The sequence below is a fragment of the Vibrio rhizosphaerae genome (assembly GCF_024347095.1).
Classification (GTDB): domain Bacteria; phylum Pseudomonadota; class Gammaproteobacteria; order Enterobacterales; family Vibrionaceae; genus Vibrio; species Vibrio rhizosphaerae.
Genome location: NZ_AP024904.1, coordinates 739,754 through 762,064, shown reverse-complemented (window position 1 = coordinate 762,064; position 22,311 = coordinate 739,754). Strand labels below are relative to the sequence as shown.

At 48.1% G+C, this 22,311-nt stretch carries 19 protein-coding genes; 10 read left to right on the top strand and 9 right to left on the bottom strand.

The annotated features are described in order from the left end of the window. Positions 1-151: 151 nt before the first annotated feature. The 5 genes from OCV37_RS18445 to ugpB form a co-directional block, all read right to left on the bottom strand. On the bottom strand, positions 152-961 hold the full coding sequence (locus OCV37_RS18445) for an HAD-IIB family hydrolase (protein ID WP_038177916.1): 810 nt from the start codon (positions 959-961) through the stop codon (positions 152-154). After that, a complete protein-coding gene (locus tag OCV37_RS18440; protein ID WP_038177917.1) occupies positions 954-2,060 on the bottom strand; it encodes a sn-glycerol-3-phosphate import ATP-binding protein UgpC in 1,107 nt (368 codons plus the stop codon). Before OCV37_RS18440 ends, OCV37_RS18445 begins: the two co-directional genes overlap by 8 nt. A 7-nt stretch (positions 2,061-2,067) precedes the next feature. Beyond that, positions 2,068-2,916 (bottom strand): sn-glycerol-3-phosphate ABC transporter permease UgpE, encoded by an 849-nt coding sequence (ugpE, locus tag OCV37_RS18435; RefSeq protein WP_038177919.1) that lies wholly within the window; start codon positions 2,914-2,916, stop codon positions 2,068-2,070. Then, complete coding sequence (gene ugpA, locus OCV37_RS18430; protein WP_038177920.1) at positions 2,916-3,797, bottom strand: sn-glycerol-3-phosphate ABC transporter permease UgpA; 882 nt, start codon at positions 3,795-3,797, stop codon at positions 2,916-2,918. The genes ugpE and ugpA overlap by 1 nt, the downstream gene beginning before the upstream one ends. Positions 3,798-3,858: 61 nt before the next feature. Further along, positions 3,859-5,166, bottom strand: coding sequence for a sn-glycerol-3-phosphate ABC transporter substrate-binding protein UgpB (gene ugpB, locus OCV37_RS18425; protein ID WP_038177922.1), 1,308 nt, complete (start codon positions 5,164-5,166; stop codon positions 3,859-3,861). Positions 5,167-5,386: 220 nt separating this feature from the next. On the opposite strand from ugpB, the gene OCV37_RS18420 reads away from it, so the two are divergent. Next, on the top strand, positions 5,387-6,157 hold the full coding sequence (locus OCV37_RS18420; protein ID WP_038177923.1) for a glycerophosphoryl diester phosphodiesterase: 771 nt from the start codon (positions 5,387-5,389) through the stop codon (positions 6,155-6,157). A 53-nt stretch (positions 6,158-6,210) separates the two neighbouring features. Then, the gene (locus tag OCV37_RS18415) at positions 6,211-6,960 is read left to right on the top strand and encodes a DeoR/GlpR family DNA-binding transcription regulator (RefSeq protein WP_038177925.1); all 750 of its coding nucleotides are present in this window, start codon (positions 6,211-6,213) and stop codon (positions 6,958-6,960) included. A 64-nt stretch (positions 6,961-7,024) separates the two neighbouring features. Here the strand turns inward: OCV37_RS18415 and OCV37_RS18410 are convergent, their stop codons facing one another. Continuing rightward, on the bottom strand, positions 7,025-7,951 hold the full coding sequence (locus OCV37_RS18410) for a LysR family transcriptional regulator (protein WP_038177926.1): 927 nt from the start codon (positions 7,949-7,951) through the stop codon (positions 7,025-7,027). Between the two features lie 148 nt (positions 7,952-8,099). On the opposite strand from OCV37_RS18410, the gene OCV37_RS18405 reads away from it, so the two are divergent. Beyond that, positions 8,100-8,972 carry a prephenate dehydratase gene (locus tag OCV37_RS18405; protein ID WP_038178023.1) on the top strand — a complete coding sequence of 291 codons (873 nt, stop codon included), beginning with the start codon at positions 8,100-8,102 and terminating at the stop codon, positions 8,970-8,972. A gap of 13 nt (positions 8,973-8,985) precedes the next feature. Here the strand turns inward: OCV37_RS18405 and OCV37_RS18400 are convergent, their stop codons facing one another. Then, positions 8,986-10,800 (bottom strand): sigma-54-dependent Fis family transcriptional regulator, encoded by a 1,815-nt coding sequence (locus OCV37_RS18400; RefSeq protein ID WP_038178024.1) that lies wholly within the window; start codon positions 10,798-10,800, stop codon positions 8,986-8,988. A 309-nt stretch (positions 10,801-11,109) separates the two neighbouring features. Here OCV37_RS18400 and exaC point away from each other — a divergent pair, with 309 nt between their 5' ends. Continuing rightward, complete coding sequence (gene exaC, locus OCV37_RS18395) at positions 11,110-12,630, top strand: acetaldehyde dehydrogenase ExaC (protein ID WP_038177928.1); 1,521 nt, start codon at positions 11,110-11,112, stop codon at positions 12,628-12,630. 193 nt (positions 12,631-12,823) lie between these two features. Here exaC and OCV37_RS18390 read toward each other — a convergent pair whose 3' ends face one another. Beyond that, positions 12,824-13,300: a hypothetical protein gene (locus OCV37_RS18390; protein WP_038177929.1), complete on the bottom strand. Its 477-nt coding sequence runs from the start codon at positions 13,298-13,300 to the stop codon at positions 12,824-12,826. A gap of 369 nt (positions 13,301-13,669) precedes the next feature. On the opposite strand from OCV37_RS18390, the gene OCV37_RS18385 reads away from it, so the two are divergent. The 4 genes from OCV37_RS18385 (at position 13,670) to OCV37_RS18370 (ending at position 16,915) form a co-directional block, all read left to right on the top strand. Beyond that, on the top strand, positions 13,670-14,287 hold the full coding sequence (locus OCV37_RS18385) for a YagU family protein (RefSeq protein WP_038177931.1): 618 nt from the start codon (positions 13,670-13,672) through the stop codon (positions 14,285-14,287). 300 nt (positions 14,288-14,587) lie between these two features. Beyond that, complete coding sequence (locus tag OCV37_RS18380; protein WP_038177932.1) at positions 14,588-15,562, top strand: amidoligase family protein; 975 nt, start codon at positions 14,588-14,590, stop codon at positions 15,560-15,562. Then, on the top strand, positions 15,535-16,233 hold the full coding sequence (locus OCV37_RS18375; protein WP_038177934.1) for a gamma-glutamyl-gamma-aminobutyrate hydrolase family protein: 699 nt from the start codon (positions 15,535-15,537) through the stop codon (positions 16,231-16,233). Before OCV37_RS18380 ends, OCV37_RS18375 begins: the two co-directional genes overlap by 28 nt. A 154-nt stretch (positions 16,234-16,387) precedes the next feature. Next, on the top strand, positions 16,388-16,915 hold the full coding sequence (locus OCV37_RS18370; protein ID WP_038177935.1) for a hypothetical protein: 528 nt from the start codon (positions 16,388-16,390) through the stop codon (positions 16,913-16,915). A gap of 116 nt (positions 16,916-17,031) precedes the next feature. On the opposite strand, the gene OCV37_RS18365 is transcribed toward OCV37_RS18370, so the two are convergent. Next, positions 17,032-18,441: a glycoside-pentoside-hexuronide (GPH):cation symporter gene (locus OCV37_RS18365; protein ID WP_051680234.1), complete on the bottom strand. Its 1,410-nt coding sequence runs from the start codon at positions 18,439-18,441 to the stop codon at positions 17,032-17,034. A 759-nt stretch (positions 18,442-19,200) separates the two neighbouring features. Between OCV37_RS18365 and OCV37_RS18360 the strand changes: the two genes are divergently transcribed. Both OCV37_RS18360 and OCV37_RS18355 read left to right on the top strand, forming a co-directional pair. Beyond that, on the top strand, positions 19,201-19,446 hold the full coding sequence (locus OCV37_RS18360) for a hypothetical protein (RefSeq protein WP_038177936.1): 246 nt from the start codon (positions 19,201-19,203) through the stop codon (positions 19,444-19,446). 99 nt (positions 19,447-19,545) lie between these two features. Further along, positions 19,546-22,305, top strand: a complete 2,760-nt coding sequence (locus OCV37_RS18355) for an immune inhibitor A domain-containing protein (RefSeq protein ID WP_038177938.1) — start codon at positions 19,546-19,548, stop codon at positions 22,303-22,305. Positions 22,306-22,311 lie beyond the last annotated feature (6 nt).

Here is a 22,311-nt window from a genome sequence, read left to right as displayed (position 1 = left end):
CGAATGGCACCATTTTATCTCAAACAGTGCCTGAATCGGGTTGTGCTGTTCTTTTCAGTCACCCTATCTCCGTGGCCGGATGAGGAGCCAATAACAAAGCTAACGTCCTGAAAGCGGGGTTAGCTTTGTTTTTATACGGCGAGCGGCCTCGTCACATCTGCCGCAGTTGCAATAAGTTATCAGCCAGTTCCGAGAACCCATAGCCACCATTACGTTCGGTGATAAAGCTGGGCTGGTGGGTTAAATCGTCCATGATGGCGAGAATATTATTGACGCCAAAAGTCAGAGGCAGCCATGCAAACATGCCTTCGTCATTGTGTGAATCCCCGACGTAGGTCACGGTTGCCAAATCAATCTCATCTTGTGCGGTCATGCTGTGGAGAAACGATTGACCACTGCTTTGCTTGGTATGTTTTCCCACCCATGCGTTGATATGGATGGAACTCAGCATCACATTCACCGGCTCGCCATCGATATTGACTTCGCGAATTCGCCGGGCAATATCCTGAGCAATGGACTTCTCTACCGGGATGCGATCCTGACTTAAATTGACCGCAACATCGCAGATTCGGTAGCCTTGGTCTGCGGCAAAATCGACGCCCGGATAATCTGCCAGAATGGCGCTGACTTCATCCCGGAGCTGCGCCTGACGTAAGCGCATGGTTTCCAGCGGTTGCGTGTAGTGGGTTTGAAAACCATGGCGGTTCTTGGTCATCCAGAAGGCACCATTTTCGCCAATCACCCCGTACAGCGGCCACAACTTCGCGATATGATCACACCAGCCGGCACAAGCGCCGGTCACGGCAACCACTTTGACCCCTGAACGATGCAGCCGTTCAAGTGAAGCCAGTGTTTCTGGCGGCAGCCGGCCCCGCCACGTTAAGGTGTCATCGACATCAGTGAGCAACCATTCTATTTTTTTGGCGTGTTCCGCCGTCAATTGTTTCATCAGACTAACCATGCATCAGCTCGCTCTGTTCGGTGGCGGGTAAAGGCGAGGGCAGGCGCTGTTCACTGGTCGCATCGAACAAGTGAAGATTCTCCAGCGCGATGGTCAGTCCCAGCGTATCACCGATACGGTATTGCTGTTCTTCATGGATCCGAATGATCAATTTTTGCTCGGCATGACCGCAGATATGGCAATACAACAGCAGATCTGCACCTAAGACTTCGATCATCTCGATGGTTGCCTCAAACATCGGATTGTTTTCGACGATCTGAATATGCTCCGGGCGCATTCCCAGCTTTATTTGCCCCAGTTCCCAGCATGTGGTGTCGGTCTTCAGTTCATACGATCCCAGTTCAAGCCCGTTGGTTGTGACCAGCCCATTGAGAATATTCATCGCGGGAGCGCCGATAAATGTCGCGACAAATAATGAGGCCGGTTGCTGGTATATCTCCATCGGGGTACCGACCTGTTCAATATTGCCTTTGTTGAGCACCACCAGCTTATCGCCTAATGTCATGGCTTCGACTTGATCATGGGTGACATAAACGGCGGTGGTTTGCAAACGGCGCTGGAGCTTTTTGATCTCCAGACGCATTTGTACCCGGAGCTTGGCGTCAAGGTTCGACAGCGGCTCATCAAATAAGAACACTTTGGGTGAGCGTACGATAGCGCGTCCCATCGCGACGCGCTGACGCTGACCGCCTGACAGTTGTTTCGGTTTACGTTCCAGCAGATGATCCAGTTCTAACAGGGTGGCGGTTTCTGTCACCATCTCACGAATCTGCTCTTTGGGGACTTTACGGTTTTTCAGGCCGTAAGCCATGTTGTCAAATACCGACATATGAGGATAAAGCGCGTAGTTTTGGAATACCATCGCGATATCGCGTTGTCCCGGTTCGAGATCGTTGACCGGTTGCTCATCGATCATTAATTGTCCGGCGCTGATTTCTTCAAGGCCGGCGATCATCCGGAGCAGGGTCGATTTGCCACAGCCGCTTGGCCCGACTAAAACCACCATTTCCCCGTCATCAATTGCCAGATCCACGCCGTGGATTGCCTGAAATCCGTTTGGATAAGATTTTTGAATATCTGTTAATGTTAGCGTTGCCATAATGAATTTATTTCTCCGAATCGACCAAACCCTTCACGAAAGCTTTCTGCATGCCGATGACCACCAGAACCGGTGGCAGCATTGCAATGAGGGTAATCGCCATAATTTTGTTCCATTCCACAAGGCCATCATTGACGTTGAGGAGCTGCTTGATGCCCATCACGATGGTGTAGTATTTGATATCTGTGGTAATCAGTAATGGCCAGAGATATTGGTTCCAGCCATAGATAAAGGTAATGACAAACAACGCTGCAATATTGGTGCGTGACAAGGGCAGCAAAATGTCAAAGAAAAATCGCCACGGTCCCGCGCCGTCAATTCGTGCCGCTTCAACCAGCTCGTGCGGTACGGTCATGAAAAACTGGCGGAACAGGAAAGTCGCCGTGGCACTGGCAATCAGCGGAATCGTCAGGCCGTAAAACGAATTCAGCATGTGTAAGTCAGTAATCACTTCGAAAGTGGGCATGATCCGCACTTCAACCGGCAACATGAGCGTGAAAAAAATCACCCAGAAAGCCAGCATTCTTCCCGGAAAGCGGAAAAATACCACTGCATAAGCTGATAAAATCGAGATCACCAGTTTGCCGCCGGTGATACAGAGCGCCATGATTAACGAATTGGTCAGCATCAGGCCGAGCGGAAATTCGGAGCCATTGACTTTGTCGTGCGAGGCAAACAGCGCTTTGAAGACATCCAGCCCCAGATCGCCGAACCATAACGGAGTACCGGTGGCAAACTCGCCGTTACTGTGTGTGGTGGCGACAATCGCCAGCCAGACCGGAAATGCCACCGAAGCAATGCCGAGAATCAGCGTCAGGTGGCAGAACAATTTGAATAAGGGTCTTTTTTCAACCATCAGTACGTCACCTTTTTCTCGACATATTTAAACTGAACCACCGTGAGCAGGGCGACAATGATCATCAGAATTACCGACTGGGCCGCCGACGAGCCCATATCCAGCCCGATGAAACCATCGTTATACACTTTGTACACCAGCGTTGAGGTGCTGTTGCTCGGGCCGCCTTGGGTCATGGCGTGAATGATGGCGAAGGTATCAAAGAAGGCATATACGAAGTTCACCACCAAGAGAAAGAAACTGGTCGGGGTAATCAACGGGAAGCTGATAGTCACAAAGCGTTTAATGGGGCCGCTGCCATCGATAGCCGCTGCTTCATGCAGTGATTTCGGCACGGACTGTAAGGCCGCAAGAAAGAACAGAAAGTTATAGCTGACCTGTTTCCAGGTTGCGGCAATCACCACCATGATCAGGGCTTGAGTGCCGTTTAATTTGGGGTTCCAGTCAATACCGAGCTGGCCCAGCCAGTCACTGATAATCCCGATGGTCGGATCGAACAGAAACAACCACAGGGAGCCTGCAACCACCGGGGCGACCGCATACGGCCAGATCAGCATGGTTCGGTAGGCCAGCGCGCCGCGGACGACATTTTCTGCCACACCGGCCAACACCAGCGCACTGATTAATGCCAGACAGGCGACCGCACTGCTAAAGATGAAAGTGGTTCCGAGTGACTCAAGGTAATGACTATCGGTAAATAACCGCAGGAAATTTTCAGCACCGACAAATTCGGTAGACATGCCAAAGGCATCTTCCAGCTGGGTGGACTGGACAATGGCTTGCCCGGCCGGCCAGAGAAAAAATACGAAGGTAATAAACAGTTGGGGGGCGATCAGCAGCAGCGGTAACCACCGATGCTTAAACACCACTTGAGATGACATCATAATCCGTAAACTTATTCAGGTGAAAGCGGATCGCGTCGATCCGCTTTGGTGGAACATGTTATTTCTGGGTCCGCTCAAAGCGGCGCAGTTGAGCATTACCGCGTTTGACGGCATTGTTGAGTGCAACTTGGGCCGATTCTTTGCCAGCCCACACCGCCTCAAGCTCTTCGTTGATGATGTCACGCGTTTGCAGGAAGTTACCGAAGCGAATCCCTTTTGAGTTTGCAGTCGGTTTCTTCGATGTCATTTGAATGACTGCCACTTCTGCCCCCGGATTTTTCGCGTAGAACCCTTGTTGTTTGGTTAGCGCATAGGCTTGCCGGGTGATCGGCAGGTAGCCGGTAAACTGGTGCCAGTCAGCCTGAACTTTGGCGCTGGACAGATATTTAAAGAACTTGGCAACCCCTTTGTATTCGGCTTTTGAGTGACCCCGGAGAACCCAGAGCGATGCTCCGCCGATAATGGTATTTTGCGGTGATTTGATCACATGTGAGTCGTAAGGGAGCTGAGCGACTCCGACATCGATGCCTTTCATGTTTTCTTGAATCCCGGCGAGACCGGCGGAAGAGCCCATGCTCATCGCACACTCTTGGGTATAGAACAGTGGCATGGCATCAGACTGGCGACCGCCATATTTAAAGACGCCGCTTTTCGACCACTGAGCCATCTGATTGATATGATTGACAAACGGTTTGGTATTAAATTCAAATTTGGTTTTCAGGCCGCCAAAGCCGTTGTTTTCCGTGGCCATCGGAATGTTATTGCGGGCCGCGAAGTTTTCGATTTGCGTCCAGGATTGCCACGTTGTCGTGAACCCACAGGTTGCGCCGGATTGCATCAGTTTTTTCGAGACTTCACCCATGTCATCCCATGTTTTCGGTGGCGCAGTAATCCCGGCTTTTTTAAACATGTCTTTGTTGTAGTAAAGCACCGGCGTTGAGCTGTTGAACGGCATAGACAACATCTTGCCATCATTGGTGGTGTAGTAACCGGTCACTGCAGAAAGATAATCATTGGGGTTAAACGGTTCTTGGGTATCTTTCATCAGTTGGTAAACGGGGTAAATCGCTTTTTTTGCGCCCATCATGGTTGCCGTGCCGACTTCGAAGACCTGAACAATCGCAGGCTGTTCTTTGGCGCGGAAGGCGGCGATCGCACTGGTCATGGTTTCGGCATATGTCCCTTTGTAAACCGGCTTGATTTCGTATTGATCCTGACTCGCATTAAAATCAGCCGCAATCTGGTCCACTTTTTTTCCTAAAGCACCGCCCATGGCGTGCCACCATTGAATTTCGGTTTTGGCAAACACAGGAGCGCTGACAAGTGTCGTAGCGAGCGTTAAACCAATGAGTTTTTTAAGCGTCATGCTAATTTTCCCTATCATTCTCATTTTAAGATTCAAGCGAACATTCACTGGGGGTGAAAATCACGCTGTTGATGTTCATATGAACGCTACGCAAGCAAAATGACGCTTAAATGACAGATAAGTGAATTTATTTGAACGACAGGACTGTCATCTGAATGCAATCTTACCGTCATATTGGTTTGGAATTCTTCCTTCACGACCCCGAGTGAGGAACATGTTTATGCAATTGATGGCGCACCGTGGCTATTCAAGCCAAGCCCCGGAAAATACTTTAGCCGCATTTAAACAAGCGATTGATTTTGGCTGCCAATGGATCGAACTGGATGTTCAGTTAACCGCAGATCAAGTACCGGTGGTGATGCATGACAAGACTTTAGAACGCTGTACGGATGGGGCGGGCCAACTGACGGAGCTGACTTTCAGTGAATTGACCCGGTATTCTGCCGGCAATTGGTTCGGCCCTGAATTCCGTGATGAAACCGTCCCCAGTCTGGCCGCGACTTTACAACTGGCCAAACAGCACTCTGTCAATCTCAATATTGAGTTGAAGATTTATCCCGGAGATGACGAAACATTACTCTGTCAGCGGGTTGCGGCGGTGATCGATGCGGCCGGAATAGCCAAAGATCAACTGTTATTCTCTAGTTTCAGCGTTACGGCACTGGCTGTGATGCAGCATATAATGCCAGAGATCCGGCGCGGCCTTTTATGGGAAACCATGCCCGTAGATGCTTTTGAGATATTGGAAAATTTAGATGCTTTTAGTGTGCATTGTCATTACCGGTATCTCGATGAGCAGCAGGCCGCGGCCATCAAACAGCGTGGCTATGCGCTCTATTGTTATACGCCCAACCAGCCGCTCGAGGTTGAAGCGCACTGGCGCTGGGGCGTGGATATGATGATTACCGATAAACCGCATTGCTATGTCATTGAGGAAACCGTCAGTCAAGACGCGATCAGTAAAGACGCGATCAGTCGTAACGAATCGTAATAACGAAGATATAAGAAATGAAGACTCAATTGACAACAAATGACAGGTGATTGATGGAAGAGTTAACCGTCCGTCAGGAGCAGATTCTGGCGTTGGTCCATCGTGATGAATATTGTGCTATCGATGTGTTGTCGCAGCATTTTGCTGTGACCACACAGACGATTCGCCGGGATATTAATGCACTCTGTGCGATGGGGCTGGCAAGGCGACATCATGGCGGCGTCGGTTTACCGGCAACTTTGTCGAATCGGAGCTATTTATCACGGCAGGCAACCGATCAGGACGAAAAGCGTTTGATTGCCGAACAGGTGGCACCGCTGATCCCTGACGGTAGTACTGTTTTTCTGGGCATTGGGACCACGATCGCGCTGATTGCCGAGCGTTTAGTGCATCATCAGGAACTACGAGTGGTGACGAATAACTTTGAAGCGGCGCATATTCTTTCACAAAATGAGCAGGTCGAAATCTGGCTTCCGGAGGGACGGCTGCGCAGTCATGACGGCGATATTGTCGGTGAAAATGTCAGCCAGTTTTTTAGTCGTTTTTCAGCCGATATTGGCATTGTCGGCTGTGCTGCCGTCAGTCGTTTGAATCAGTCTTGCAGATTGGCCGAGGCAGAGCCGGTAGAGTTTGCGATGGAATATGAACTCCGGGAGGCAAGCGTCAGTCAGGCGATAATTCAACATTCACAGCAACGCTGGCTGGTCGCGAGTCAGGCAAAATGGCAACGAAAAGCCAATGCCAAAGTGATTGAGTTAAATCAGTTTGATCGTATTTTTACCGCCGAATCATCGCACGATTGAACCGTTTGGTTGAGACATGGTGAATGGGCTGGCGAATGCAAATCCCGCCGGGATGCATCAATCGTCAGTCAAATCGAAGTGTTGCGGTGAGTTGCTGGGTGATTTCATCAATAAACACCCGCACGCGGGCAGGCATATATTGGGTTTGGGCGTATTGCATCACAATCGCCCCGTGATAGCTGCTTTTGATCGTCCAGTCGGGTAATAACCGGACAATCTCACCAGTGGCCAATGCGTCCCGCACGACAAAGTCGTGAAAAATGCCGATCCCTAACCCGTGTTTGACCCCATTGAGTCGCATCTGCGAGTGATTGACCGCATAGCGTCCGGTGACGGTGACCGTGTGGGTTTCCTGAGTATTCATAAACGTCCAGATATTGTCTTTATTATGTTCGGCAAGGTAGAGACAGTCGTGGTGTTTTAGGTCGAACGGGTGGCCGGGCTGGCCTCGCTCAGCCAGATAGTCGGGGCTGGCACACAGAACGAGGTTGGTTTTACCAATTTCTTTCATCACCAGATTCTCATCCGGTTTATCGGTTAAACGAATCGCAACATCAATATTGCTTTTAAACAGATCAATGTGTCCGTCTACCGAGCGTAAACGTAACTGAATATCCGGATACTGTTTGAGAAAGGGCACGACCAACGGCTGCAAAACCGAATTAAGAAAGGCTTCCGGCGCGGCAACCGTCAGTGTTCCCGACGGATGAGTATGCTCTGAAGTTGACAAATCAACCGCTTGTTGGGCGGCTTTCATCATCACCAGACACTGATCATAAATCTGTTGGCCGGATTGAGTAATCATCAGTTTTCGGGTGGTTCTTTCCAGTAATTTGACGTGCAGCGACTGCTCTAACCGGGTGACCAGTTTACTCAGCGCCGAAGGCGTGACACCGAGTTTTGCCGCTGCGGCGGTGAAACTGCCTTCGTTCACAATCAGAATAAAGGTTGCTAAATCCGGTAGTAAGCTGATTAATTGGGTCTGAAGCATCGGGAGCGATCATCTCGTCAAAAGGTTGCCGCCTATCATACCGGAGAGCGCGTCGGTGCAGATAGCCTGATGAGACGCATCTGTTGATTTTATTTTTATGTTAGACTACCGGCTGCTTTTTCCGGCTGGTTATGAGTTAGGGACAGACATGAAAAAAATTGCAACATTAGGGCCGCGGGGAACATTTTCAGAAACAGCGACACTTCGCTACATCACGGAGCAGTCAGCACTGCCCGCTGATGCTCCCATGTTCCCGTATGAGTTGGCGTATTTTTCTTCAATCGAACGCGCACTGGATGCGATTGGCGCGGTTTGCGAGGTCGGGGTGTTACCGATTGAAAACTTCTCTGAGGGATTTATTCCTTCGGTGCTTGATCAATTGATTCACGCGGATCTCAAAGTGATCGGGGAAGTGATTCTGCCGATTCGTTTTGCTTGTGTGAGCGCGGTGGCGTTGCAAGATATTCAGCAATTATTTGTTCAGTTTGTCGCAAAAGGGCAGTGTAGTCGTTTCATTGAATCTCTGGGGACATGTCAGATTATCCTGACCGAGAGTAACACCGAATCACTGGCATTGGCCCGTCAATCCTCACAGCCCTGTGCTGCCATTGTTCCGGCTGACAGCGCGAACCAAGAGACCTTTCATACGGTGATTGAGAACGTCAATGACTACGAGAATAATCAGACTCGGTTCTGGGTATTTGCTGCCCAGCATTATTCGGAGACTTATTATGCTGAAGCCGACTATAAAACCAGCCTGATTGTCGTTGATGAGCATGATCATCCCGGTTTTCTCGGCGAGATTCTGACCTCTTTTTCCCGCCGTAAAATCAATTTGACGTCGATTATTTCCCGCCCGACCTGCACGCAATTCGGTAAATATCACTTTTTTATCGATTTAGACGGGCACTATCAAGACCCGGTCATCGCAGCGGCTTTGGCCGAAATTGAGGCGATCAGTAAAGTGAAGTGCCTTGGTTCTTATTTGAAAGCCCGGGTTCTGGATCGGTCGAGTTTTTGAATGTCTGAACCGGTTAGCAACTCAAAATACCGAGCATTTTGAGTTTGCGGTAAATGGTATTCCGGCTGACCCCCAGTAACCGCGAGGTTTGACTGATATTCCCTTGTGTTGCCTGATAGGTTTGCAGTAAGCGAGTCTCCACCGTCGTTTTCAAATCCGGCTGCGCTTCACTGACGCGCAGCGATGGCGGCAGTTCAGTCCCCGATGATGACGGTGATTGAGATGGTGCCGTTGCCGTCAATGATTTCAGAATATGACCGGGGATATGCGCCAGCGTCAGCAGTGGTTCGTCGCTGGTGAGCAGGCAAGTGACTTTCAGCATGTTATCCAGCTCACGGATATTACCCGGCCAGCGATAAGCTTGCAGAATTTGCAGCAGTTGCGGACAGATGTGTTGCTGATTCAGGCGATATTGGCGGTGAATATGCGCAATCAGTTGGGCTTGATCTTGCCGCTCCCGCAATGGGGGAAGCTCAAGGACCAGACCGTTGAGACGATAATAGAGATCCTGACGAAACCGTCCGGCTTCGACTTCTGCGGTTAAATCTTTATGGGTGGCCGCAATGACTTGAATATCGACGGATTCACTCTGACCCGACCCCACCGGAATCACTTCTTTCTCTTGTAATACATGTAGCAGGCGGCACTGAGCGTCCAGCGGCATATCTGCAATTTCATCCAGAAACAGCATCCCCTGATGCGCCTGACGGATTTTCCCCCGATAACCTTTGGGACTCGCACCGGTGAAGGCGCCGGCAACGTAACCGAACAGTTCGGATTCAATCAGATCTTTGGGAATCGCCCCGCAGTTGACGATCACTAACGGACGATGTTGCCGTGAACTGTGTTGATGCAGTGCTTTGACGAATTCATTTTTACCGACGCCGGTTTCACCCAGAATCAGCAGCGGTATTTCTTTATCAATCAGTTTATGCGCCTGTTGCCATGCTTGTTCAATGCGGGCATCACCGAAATGGAGATCACAGGAAGTCGTCAATGGACTGGCCGAGCGAAAGGCACTGGATTTTTTGGCGGCGGGTTGCAGCGGGTGTTTTTCAAAAACCAGTGAGCGGTTTTGCTGATGTAATAAGTGCTCGACCGGGAGGCCAATCATATGGGGACACTCGAGTAACTGAGACGCGATATGGTTATGGGCGAGCACTTGCCCCGACTCATCGGTAACCAGCACGCCTTGCCAGCCGCTATTGAGCAGCTTTTCTTCACAGGCGAGGTTGATTTGAACGGCACTGTCGGGCATGGCGCACAGCAGGTGATTCTCTACCTGTTGTACCATATTCTGCACCAGCATCTGGGTCGACAGATCGTGCTGTGTTTGTTCGCTGGTAATATCCAAAACCCCGATGAGTTGCCCCTGATGGTTAAAGACCGGGCTGGCGGAGCAACTGATAAACTGGTGTTGATGAACATAGTGTTGCTTGCCGATGATGGTTAATGGCCGGGCTTCAACAATGGCGGTGCCGATGGCATTGGTGCCTTTGAGGTTTTCCTGCCAGCAGACACCATTATCCAGAGCAATCTGAGTGAGTCGTTCTTTAAATCGCGGTTGTCCCCAACTGGCCAGAATGACCCCATCCCGGTCAGTGAGGATCAGGCGACTGTCACTATGGGCAAACATCTGATTAAACAGTGGCACCGCATAAGTTTCAACCGCTTGTAGTAAAGCATTGACCGACCATTTTCGCGCTTTGAGCTCGGCATTGGACAGGATGATGTTTTCAGGCTGTCGACGTTGTTTTAAACCAGCCTGATGACATCGATCCCAAGATGATGTCAGCCAGTCTCCGGCAGAAAATTGAACATGTTGCATCATTGTTTCACTCTTTCACATCAACCGTGTTCCATTTTGTAACACTGGAACAATTTGGAGAGAATCATCAGGTTATCCCGATGCTAACAGGTTATGGTTGTTATTTTTTGTTAATCATAGTGTTACACAAAGGTAACAACAAGGATTTCGATACTGGCCTGTGATTTGCGTTACACAGAAAAATACAGGCAAAAAATAACGCCTGAACAATGTCAAAACAAACAATGACATGAACGTGAAAACCCATACGTGAAAACCAATACGTGAAAACGAATGTGTGAAAGTAAAATAGGCCAGAAGGAACGACATATGATTTATGCGCAACCCGGAACAGCAGATGCGATCATCAACTTTAAATCCCATTACGACAATTATATCGGTGGCGAGTGGGTCAAACCGGTCGGTGGAACCTACTTTGACAATATTTCTCCGGTGAACGGCCAGCCTTATTGCCAGGTTGCCCGCTCCGGGGAAGCGGATATCAACCTTGCTTTGGATGCAGCCCACGCGATCCGTGCCAAATGGGCGGCGACGTCAGTGGCTGAGCGTGCCAACATTCTGCTCAAAGTTGCCGACCGTATTGAAGCGCATCTGGAAGAGCTGGCAGTTGCTGAAGCATGGGAAAACGGTAAGCCGGTCCGCGAAACACTGGCAGCGGATCTGCCGTTGGTGGTCGATCACTTCCGTTATTTTGCCGGTTGTATTCGTGCGCAGGAAGGTTCGGCGGCGGAGCTGGATAGTACCACCGCAAGTTACCATTTCCCTGAACCGATCGGCGTGGTCGGGCAGATCATCCCGTGGAACTTCCCGATGCTGATGGCGGCATGGAAACTGGCACCGGCACTGGCGGCTGGTTGTTGTGTGGTATTAAAACCAGCAGAACAGACACCAACGTCTATACTGGTATTAATGGAAAAAATTGGTGACCTGTTGCCGCCGGGAGTTGTCAATGTTGTCAACGGATATGGTGCTGAAGCCGGGCAGGCATTAGCCGTCAGTAACCGGATTGCCAAACTGGCCTTTACCGGTTCAACCCAAGTGGGGAACCATATCCTGAAATGTGCCGCAGATAACCTGATTCCATCGACCGTGGAGCTGGGCGGGAAATCACCGAATATCTATTTCTCTGACATATTTGATTACGAAGATGAATATCTGGATAAGTGTATCGAAGGGATTTTACTGGGATTCTTCAACCAAGGGGAAGTCTGTACGTGTCCGTCTCGGGTGTTGGTGCATGAATCGGTCTACGAGCGGTTTATTGAGAAAGTGATCGAACGGGCGAAAACCATCAAACAGGGGAATCCGCTCGATACCGAAACGCAGGTCGGTTCGCAGGTGTCACAGGAACAGTTCGACAAGATTCTCAGCTATCTTGAAATTGGTCGTAACGAAGGGGCGAAAGTGTTATTTGGCGGAGATGTGTCGCAGCAGAGTGATGGCATCGAAAATGGTTACTACATTCAGCCCACGATGCTATTCGGCCATAACAAAATGCGGGTATTTCAGGAAGAGATTTTCGGCCCGGTAATTGCTGTTACGACGTTTAAAGATGAAGCGGAAGCGCTGGCGATAGCCAATGACACTGAGTACGGACTGGGTGCCGGGGTCTGGACGCGCGATACCAATCTGGCATATCGCATGGCAAGAAATATTGAAGCCGGCCGGGTTTGGGTCAACTGTTACCACGCGTATCCGGCACATGCTGCTTTCGGTGGCTATAAAAAATCGGGCATTGGCCGGGAAACGCACAAAATGATGCTCGGTCACTATCAGAATACGAAGAATATCTTGGTGAGTTACAGCACTAACCCGCTGGGATTCTTCTAGGGTTTTGTCTCCCCGCTTCACCGACATGATGTTGTGAAGCCTATTGTGCTGATCTAGGGAAGGTTTGGCACGCTTACGCAGCGCCTCTGGTTTCAGAGGCGCTTTTTTATGGTGTTAGACTTGTTTGTCTACCAGAGGCTAGCAGTGAATGAGGTGGGTCTCATATGCTTGCGGATTTTATTGAAGAAAATGATTAGAAAGGCTGACCATTGTTGACCGGAATTGAGAAACCAACAGCGTTGTTATGGTACCAACCATTCGCAACGACTTTGACTTGCCCCTGATAGCCACTCGCAGCATGTGCTTCTATTGTTCCGAATCCCAGACCGCCTTGAGACGTCGGTGGTGTACAAAACCGACTTGTTGCCAGTGCAGGTAAGGTATATGTCTCTCCAACTGCAGTGATGTAAATCGTTGATGATAGTTTTTCTGTATATTCTTCACCGTTTTGATTATATAAATGAACTGTCACATCAGCAGGTACACCGGAAGTATTTGAAACTGTAAAACAAGAATGACCCCCAGAAGGGCTTGCATCGGCATACCACCCTGTAATATTGGCTGTACCTGCGAAAGCCGGAAGTGCGATACAAGATAAGATACTTGAAATAATAAATTTTTTCATATTGCTTTTCTCTATTTTGATTGTTGTATTGGTGATCCAAGTCATCTGGTTTTATTCGTAGAATTAAATCAGAACGTTGATTTTTTTATATTTAAAATCAGACTCTAACTTTAATTAATATATCACTTATTGTATATAGACCAAGTGATCTCAAGAAGAAAATATTAATCATGGTGATAGTGCCTGTCCCTGTAATTTTGTCCCTGTAATTTGAGGGAAGGTTTGGCACGCTTACGCAGCGCCTCTGGTTTCAGAGGCGCTTTTTTATGTCCGTCTTTTCATCTCATCTGTCCAGTGCTTTAGCACAGAATTGTGATGTACATCTCTATGCATTGGTGTTATAACCCTTCCCGCATTGTTGTTTTTTAACTTTTTGTTTTGTAAATAATTTTCAGTCAAATTTGAGATGGTGTTATGAATATTTTTCAACAATCTGATCCTGCCCGCCGCCGCTATGGTCTGGCTGCATTCATTGGCCTTATCGCAGGCATTGTCTCTGCATTCGTTAAGTGGGGTGCTGAACATCCGTTACCGCCTCGTAGCCCCGATGATATTTTCAGTGCTGCCTGTTCGCCCGAGTTACTTCATCGGATTGCCGGACAGGTTGACTGTTCACGTAATTTCTTAAATCCGCCTTATGTGTTTCTGCGTGACTGGCTCGGAATCGCGGATCCGAACAGCGCCGTGTATACCTTTGCGGGACATGCGTTTAACTGGGTTGGTGTCACACACATTATTTTCTCCATTGTGTTTGCGGTTGGTTATTGCGTGGTCACAGAACGCTTCCCTGTTTTTAAACTCTGGCAGGGGCTGTTGGCCGGTGCCTTAGCACAACTGTTTGTTCATATGATTTCTTTCCCACTGATGGGATTGACGCCACCGCTTTTTGATTTGCCTTGGTATGAACATGTGTCTGAAATCGTCGGTCATCTGATCTGGTTCTGGTCGATTGAAATTATTCGTCGTGATTTACGCAATCGGATCACTCATGAACCGGATCCCGAGATGCCACTCGCAACGCGTGCATCTTAATTTAACCTGAGTAGCTGAACGCAACTCGGTTGCGTTCATGCTGCATCGCCAGCCCCGACGGTGAACCCATTGGATCACTGGGATTGACGGGTTAAACAATGCCACTGTCGCGGCGATGTTGCCCCATACCACGGCACCTTCTTGATGGGTGTGGTGGTTGAGCTGAATGGGTCTCTGTTTGGCTCCGCCTCATTATCAAGTCAATGTCAGAACCCCGCCTCAGACATCTGGCCATCTTGCAAAATCCCAAGGTCAATATGCTAGACTGATAAAATAATCTATAAAAACGGTGATTTATCAATGTCATTTAAGATGCCGCCTATCACTGAGACCGCCAATGGCGATGTCAGAAAGGTAGGATTCGAACTAGAATTTACCGGTCTCACGCTTGAACAAGCGATTGAACCTTTGTGTTCGAGCTTGGGGGGCCAAGTCGAACAGCGCTCCGCAGTTGAGTTTCGTGTGCGTACCGATGACTTAGGAACGTTCAACATTGAATTAGACTGGGATTTCCTCAAACGTAAAGCCAAAACAGCGTGGCAGAAAGATGATGGTCATCAGTTGGTCGATCTGTTACACCAAGCCGCTTTGCCGGTTGTGCCACTGGAGATTGTCAGTCCGCCGATCCCGCTGGACCAACTCGACCCCTTGAATCAGTTGATTCCTGCACTCCGTAAAGCCGGGGCAAAAGGCACCGAAGATTCTGTCATCGCAGCCTTTGGTGTGCATATTAACCCTGAATTACCGGATTTGACGGCGACTACGATTCATCACTACCTCAAAGCATTTGCTTTACTTCAATGGTGGCTGGTCGAAGCCCATGATGTCGATCCGACCCGTCGGCTCAGTCCCTATATCGCACTTTATCCTGACGCTTATGTGAAAGTCTTGCTCAAGGCGCAAGCGACTGATTTGGATCAGCTGTTTGATTGTTATCTCAAACACAATGCTACCCGTAATCGTGCGCTGGATTTATTGCCTTTGTTGGCGGAAATCGATGCAGACCGGGTGCGTCAGGTAGTCGATGATCCAAAAATCAAAGCCCGGCCGACATTCCACTACCGTCTGCCGGATTGTCGTATTGAAGATGCCAACTGGGATCTGACCAAGAGCTGGGATTTATGGTGTGTTGTCGAAAAACTGGCGTCTGATCCGCAAGCTATTGAGACGCTGAGTATGCGTTTTCTTCAATTAGATCGCCCGTTGATTGGTGTTGATCGCAAAGTTTGGATAAAGGAGATTTCACAATGGCTCAACGACCGAGGGTGGGCGTAACGGGCAATGGCAAACGCTGGTCGCCTTCGTGGTGGTGTACGCGAATTGCATTATGGCTGGCCGGGGCACGGGCAATCCGTTTAAGTGTCCGCCATTCATGGTCGGGGGAACCGTTGGATGCTTTGATCATCGGAGGCGGAGATGATATCAGCCCCGAGCATTATGGCGGTGATGTGAATCAACAGGTACGCATTGATCCGGACCGTGACCAGTTGGAAATTGATTGGATCGAATGGGCACTTGAACATCGGAAGCCGTTGCTCGGTATATGCCGCGGCTTACAATTAATTAATGTGGTCAAAGGCGGCTCTTTATATGCCGATATCAGTGAGCTGCGCCGACAGACATATAACCGTTCAGGATTACTGCCGACCAAACAGGTGCAACTGAGCCCGAAATCGCAACTGGCGAGAGTGTGTCAAAAGACACACTTACGGGTGAATAGTTTGCACCATCAGGCGGTTCAGGATGTTGGTCAGGATTTACAAGTGGTCGGTACGGATTTAGACCAGTTTACGCAGGCGGTGGAAAGCACTAATCACATGCCAATACTCGGAGTGCAGTGGCATCCCGAATACCTCTTTTACCTACCGGCTCAACTCGCCATTTTCCGCTGGCTATGTGTCCAGGGGGCTTCCCATCAGACGGATAAAGCAAATTCAAGGATTTGACTCGCATTTTTGACTGAAAAATAAAGGGATTATCAATTCTGTGGCATGGATTGAATGTGCTATATACAGTGGGTTGAGACTGAATTTTATGCATGTTATTTATATTCACTTGGTTTTATATAAAGTGTGAATAACAGTAAAAGGAAGTCTTATTATGATGAATCTCATCAAGTCAGTTGTGATCCTCTCCCTCAGCGCGCTGTCGTTTGTGACGCAGGCTGCTCAATTGCCATCAGAAATGGTGATTGATGGCGTTTCTTATACCGTGAATGCAGAGGAACCTGCGACGGTCGTCAAGCGAACAATGTCGTTTGATTTAACCAAAGAAGAAAGTGAGCAAATTGAACAGCAAGGTTTTGCGAATGCTGCTTTTGGAATTGATTTCAGATGTAAAGGGAGCTCGACTCAGACATATAATTTCAGAAATCTTTCACCGCAGAGTACCAAGTTAATCAAAACCTTTGAGCAAACCTGTGATGATAAATACATCACAGCGGACCTAACCAATAGTTCTCATGGTTCATTAAGCTTATATCTGGTTGATACAGATGGATATGTTGTTGAAGGATTCAGTAGCAGGATTTCTGTTAGGTTGCCGGTTGGGATTTATCATTTGTTTGTTGCCAACCAAAGCTCGTCTGAAGTTGGCGAAGGATATGTTAAGACATCGTATTCTTTCTAAGCCAATCTCACAGAGATTGGATACTGTTGGTTGCCTCAGGCAACCAACAGTGAATATCAACCTCTCATGAAACATCTTTCCGGTTTCCCGAATATCTTCTGTTCAATCCACATATTTTATATTAACGCTTCGCGATCTTTCTGAGCCGGAACGGGCTCTGCTGAGCGGGGATCATGCGGTAGTTCCAGCTCTGCCAGATCGGATTTGATTTGAGCCAGCTTGTCATTATCCAGTCTGTAGAACAGCATGAATATCGCAAGTGAGGCAAAAAACAATCCGGGAATCACGGTAAACAGTAAGTTGATCGCGTTGATTGCTTCCGGTGTTTGTACCGCTGCGCCACCTTCATATCCAGCCCATGCCAGAATCCAACCGACACCGGCACCACCGATGGCAATCCCCAGTTTGATGGCAAACAGATTGGTGGAAAAGACCATGCCGCTGAGTGAACGGTTACTGCGGGTTTTTTCGTAGTCAACGACATCGGACATCATACTCCATAAAATCGGAGTGGTACTCATTTGCACGATACCCAGCAGGACGACTAATGCAAAGACTGCCGGGACGTTTGCAGGATCGACCAGATAGAGCAAGGCGGCGAGAATCCCGGAAATCACGGTCAGAATCCGGTACATGGTGGGTTTGTTATATTTGCCGAATAAAGGTGAGGACAACATTGCCCCGACGATATTGGCCAACATCCCGGAAACCATAAAAATGGTGGCAAGATCTGCACGGCCCATCACGACTTTGACATAGTACATCGTGGATGCCCCTTTAAAGACCACCCCTGTGAGCAGCACCACGTTGACAGTAAACAAGATTCGCCATTGGCTGTTTTTCATCAGTCGTTTTAAGTCTTGTAGTGCAGATTGTCTCTCTTCGGTCGGAACATGGCGCTCTTTGGTGTTCGCAAAACTGAAAAAGAATAACGCGATAGCACCGAGTCCCATCACGGCCATTGCGCCCAAATAACCTTTTTGCGTATTTCCCTGACCGATCACATCCACCAGCGGGAGTGCAACCATCGCAACAATCAGCCCGCCAGCGGTACTTAATGCGAAGCGATACGATTGTAGTGATGTCCGTTCACTCGAATCATTGGTCAGTGCATTGGCCATCGCACAGTAAGGTACATTAATGGCTGTATACATGAGTGTTAAGAAAATATAAGAGGCGTAGGCATAGATCAGTTTGCCGGTTTCGCCAAAATTCGGGGTGAAGAAAGCGAGCATACAGGCGACCCCAAAAGGGATCGCAATCCACAGTAGGTAAGGTCTGTAGCGACCATGTTTTGAATGTGTTCTATCGACAATTGATCCCATTATCGGATCGGTTACGGCATCAATGAAACGGACAAGTAAAAACATGGTTCCCATGTGTGCGGGAGAGAGCCCATAAATGTCCGTATAAAAGTAAGCCAAAAAAAGCATGACGGTCTGCCAGACAAAGTTACAACCGGTATCGCCTAAGCCATACGCGATTTTCTCCTTGACCGACAATTTATTGGTAGTCGTCGTTGTCATTTTATTTATTCTCCAGGGTACAGTTTTACCAATATTTATTGTGTGTGGTCATGGAATATAATCAATTTGTCTAAATTAACAATGGATTTATGATATTTTATTAATGTGACAAATATTACAAAAAGAGCAAATTATCAAATATATTAATCATTATTAATCAATGGGTTATATTTGTTGTCTGACCAGTTTTTTTATGATATTTGAGACATAAAGCACAATTAAACAATAGCAAGGAGCAAGAACAAAAAAACGTAACTGTGGAAAAGTTATCAATGACAATTTTAGTTGTATCATTGTGGATATATAATTTAATCAATTACAGATGAATCATATTTGAAAACAGACAGGGAAAATAAATAGCCCTATGTTCGCCTCCCCATTCAGTCTCTATTGTTCATGCGTTCATTCATTCTCAGGATAAAATAGATAGGGTCTGGTATGATTGAAATCAATTTATCTCCTTCATCATGATTGAATTTTATCTGTGATATTTACTCCAATATATCCAGATATAAGTTATTTAATTGTCATAATTTTTCATATCCATAATATGGATTTTTAATCGGTAAATGTTATTCAAAGATGATGTTCATGCTGGTCATATCTTCTTTTTTATCAATTAATCATGATTGTCCATGATGACTATTCATTATATTTTTAAACGATTCAGACGAATAAAATACATTGCGAAATTATTTGTTGAAATAATGTAAATATAAATATATTTTGTAAAAATCAATTACAGAAAACAGACTCAATATGAAAGCAAGGATCGCATTTTTATTGATGTTGGGCTGCTCAGCCCAAGCTTATTCCGGCTCTCCGCCTCAAGACGAAAAATTACTTCAGTCGCTGATTCAACGTGGTGTTATCTGTCAGGATTTAACCTACGAAGAACAGCAAGAAGCACTTCGTATTTATCTGAATAAAAAGGCAAAAAAACATCCAGATAAATCACCTGAAACAACGGCTTCACAGTCGTGCATTGCACCACCTAAACAATAATTTCACTCACAACAAACCTGTTCATTTTGATGGTTATCCTTCATCAAATTTCAGGAATAGTTGGCTATTTGTAACATCAAAAATAAAAAGGATGATCCAATGATAAAAATAAGGAAAACCTTGCTTGTAACGGCAGTGATGAGCTGTATTGGGATCAGCAGTCAGACGTATGCACATGCCCCGGTTGATATGGGGGTGGTCAATGAAGAAAAGCTGATCGAAATGTTGATTCGTAAAGGCGTGGTTGAGCGCGACGCATCGGAAGCCGTGAAACAGCGTGCGCTCAAAGCCTATTTAGCCAAAAAAATCGATCATGGTTTTAGCGGTGATGATCAGCTTGGTAAGAAAGCACTGCTCAACCGGGCAAAAGTGCTGAAAGCGATGAAAACCGGCGGAAGTCAGCAACACAATGTTTTTGCGTTGGATGTCAGCCAGAAGCGGAATGATAAAATTCTGGTTCTGTTGATTGATTTCCCTGATTTGCCATGGAATGACAACCGGCTTACCCCCGAACTGACGGATATGTTTTATGACAATTATCCGCCTGAACATTATCAGTCGTTACTGTTCTCTGATACCGGCTATGACGGCCCGGGCGGGCAAAATCTGATTTCAATGCGCCAATATTATCATCAGGAATCCGGCGATAGTTACGGCGTTTCCGGTCAGGTTATGGGCTGGTATCGTGCTGAGCATAAAGCTGCTTATTATGGCGGTCATTCGGCATCCGGCGGCAATGATATCAACCCACAGCAGCTGGTTCGCGAAGCGCTGGATCAACTGGCCAAAGACCCTAATATCAACCTTGCCGATTTTGATATTGAAGATCGCTATGACTATGACAATGACGGGGACTACCGTGAACCGGATGGTGTTATCGATCATCTGATGGTTTTCCACTCATCGGTCGGTGAAGAGGCTGGTGGTGGTGTGTTGGGGGATGATGCGATTTGGTCACACCGACATAATCTGGGACAGTTTTATGTTTTGAAGGGCACGCAAAGTAACGTCCCGGGCCGGTTCAACGGCCAGTATGCCGCTTATGATTATACCATGCAGCCCATTGATGCCGCTGCCGGAGTTTGTGCGCATGAATACGGGCATGATTTGGGGCTACCGGATGAATATGATACGCAGTATACCGGGAAAGGTGAGCCGGTTTCTTACTGGTCGATTATGTCTTCAGGCAGTTGGGCCGGCAAGGTACCGGGCACCGAACCGACCGCGTTTTCAGCCTGGTCGAAGCAGTTCCTGCAAGACGCGATCGGTGGCAAGTGGGTGAATGCCACCGAAGTCACACTGGATGAGCTGGCACAACAAGCCAAGGTGATTAAGCTGCGCGAGACAACCGACACCGTGCAGCAGAATCTGGTCAAAATTCCTTTACCCCCGAAACAAGTTGAAGATCTGGCGCCGTATGAAGGCCGTTATGATTTTTATTCCGATAAAGGCGACAATCTGAAGCACAACATGCACCGCACTTTGACGGTGCCGGATGCATCGAATGTCGTGCTGAAATTTAAAGCTTGGTATCAAATCGAGAAGGACTATGATTTTGCCCGGGTGACGGTCAATGGTGAGTCGATTGCCGGGAATATCACCACCATGGATGATCCGCAGAATACTGGTTTAGTGCCGGCAATTTCCGGTGAGTCACAAGGGTGGGTTGATGCTGAATTTGACCTGTCGAAATGGGCCGGTCAGGACATTGATCTAGGGTTTGAGTATATTACAGACGGCGGTCTCGCAATGGCTGGCCTCTATCTGGATAACCTACAACTTGAAGCCGATGGTGTTACCACACTGATCGATGATGCCGAAGGCACACCGACATTTACCTTTGCCGGATTCCGGCTCAATAACGGTTTCCATACCGCCGATCACTACTACCTGCTCCAGTGGCGTAGTCATGAAGGAGTTGATGCCGGTTTAGGACATTTGCGGCGTTTCAATGCCCTGATGTCGTTTGAACCGGGTCTGTTGGTTTGGTATGTCGATGAATCCTTAACTGATAACTGGGTGGGCAATCATCCCGGTCAGGGCTGGCTCGGTGTGGTGGATGCCGACCAGAATACGTTAGTCTGGGCCAACACAGGCTCGGCAGCACAAACCCGCTTTCAGGTTCGTGATGCAGCGTTTTCATTGCAAGATCAGGCCCCGCTGCGTCTGGTCAACAATGACGGTGACGTCCTGGAAGACAGTAGCCTGATTGCCAATGCGAACTTTAGCGATGATCAGGATTATAGCAATCCCGGCCAACCGGATGCCGGACGGTTATTGACTGAACTGGGGTTACAAATTGATGTGTTAGAGCATGGTGAAAATAATCAATATGGTTTGATTAAGATCGCCAAAGCATCGACACCCAATACCGCGCCGCAGGCTGATTTTGATGTCACAGTGAATGACCTGACCGTTTCAGCCATCAACCATAGTCAGGATACCGACGGCAATATTGTCAGTTATTTCTGGGATTTTGGTAACGGTCAGACAAGTACCGCAGCTGCTCCGTCGTGGACGTATCAAAAACAAGGCACTTATCGTGTTTCCCTGACCGTGACTGACGATCAAGGGGCAACCGGTAGTATCAGTAAATCGGTCACCGTGCTTGAACCGAATCAGGCACCGATTGCAAGCGTCTGGCATTTTAACTTCCTGCGGACGGTGGTGATGTGGTCAACAAGCCGGGATGAGGACGGACGCATTGTTGATACGAAGTGGACGCTTCCCAACGGAGAAGAGAAACATGGGGTGTCGCTCATCTATACTTTCCCCAAACGCGGTCAGTATGCAGTGTTATTGACGGTGACGGATGATGGTGGAAAAGTCACAACCAAAACAATTCATGTTAATCTATAACGGTCA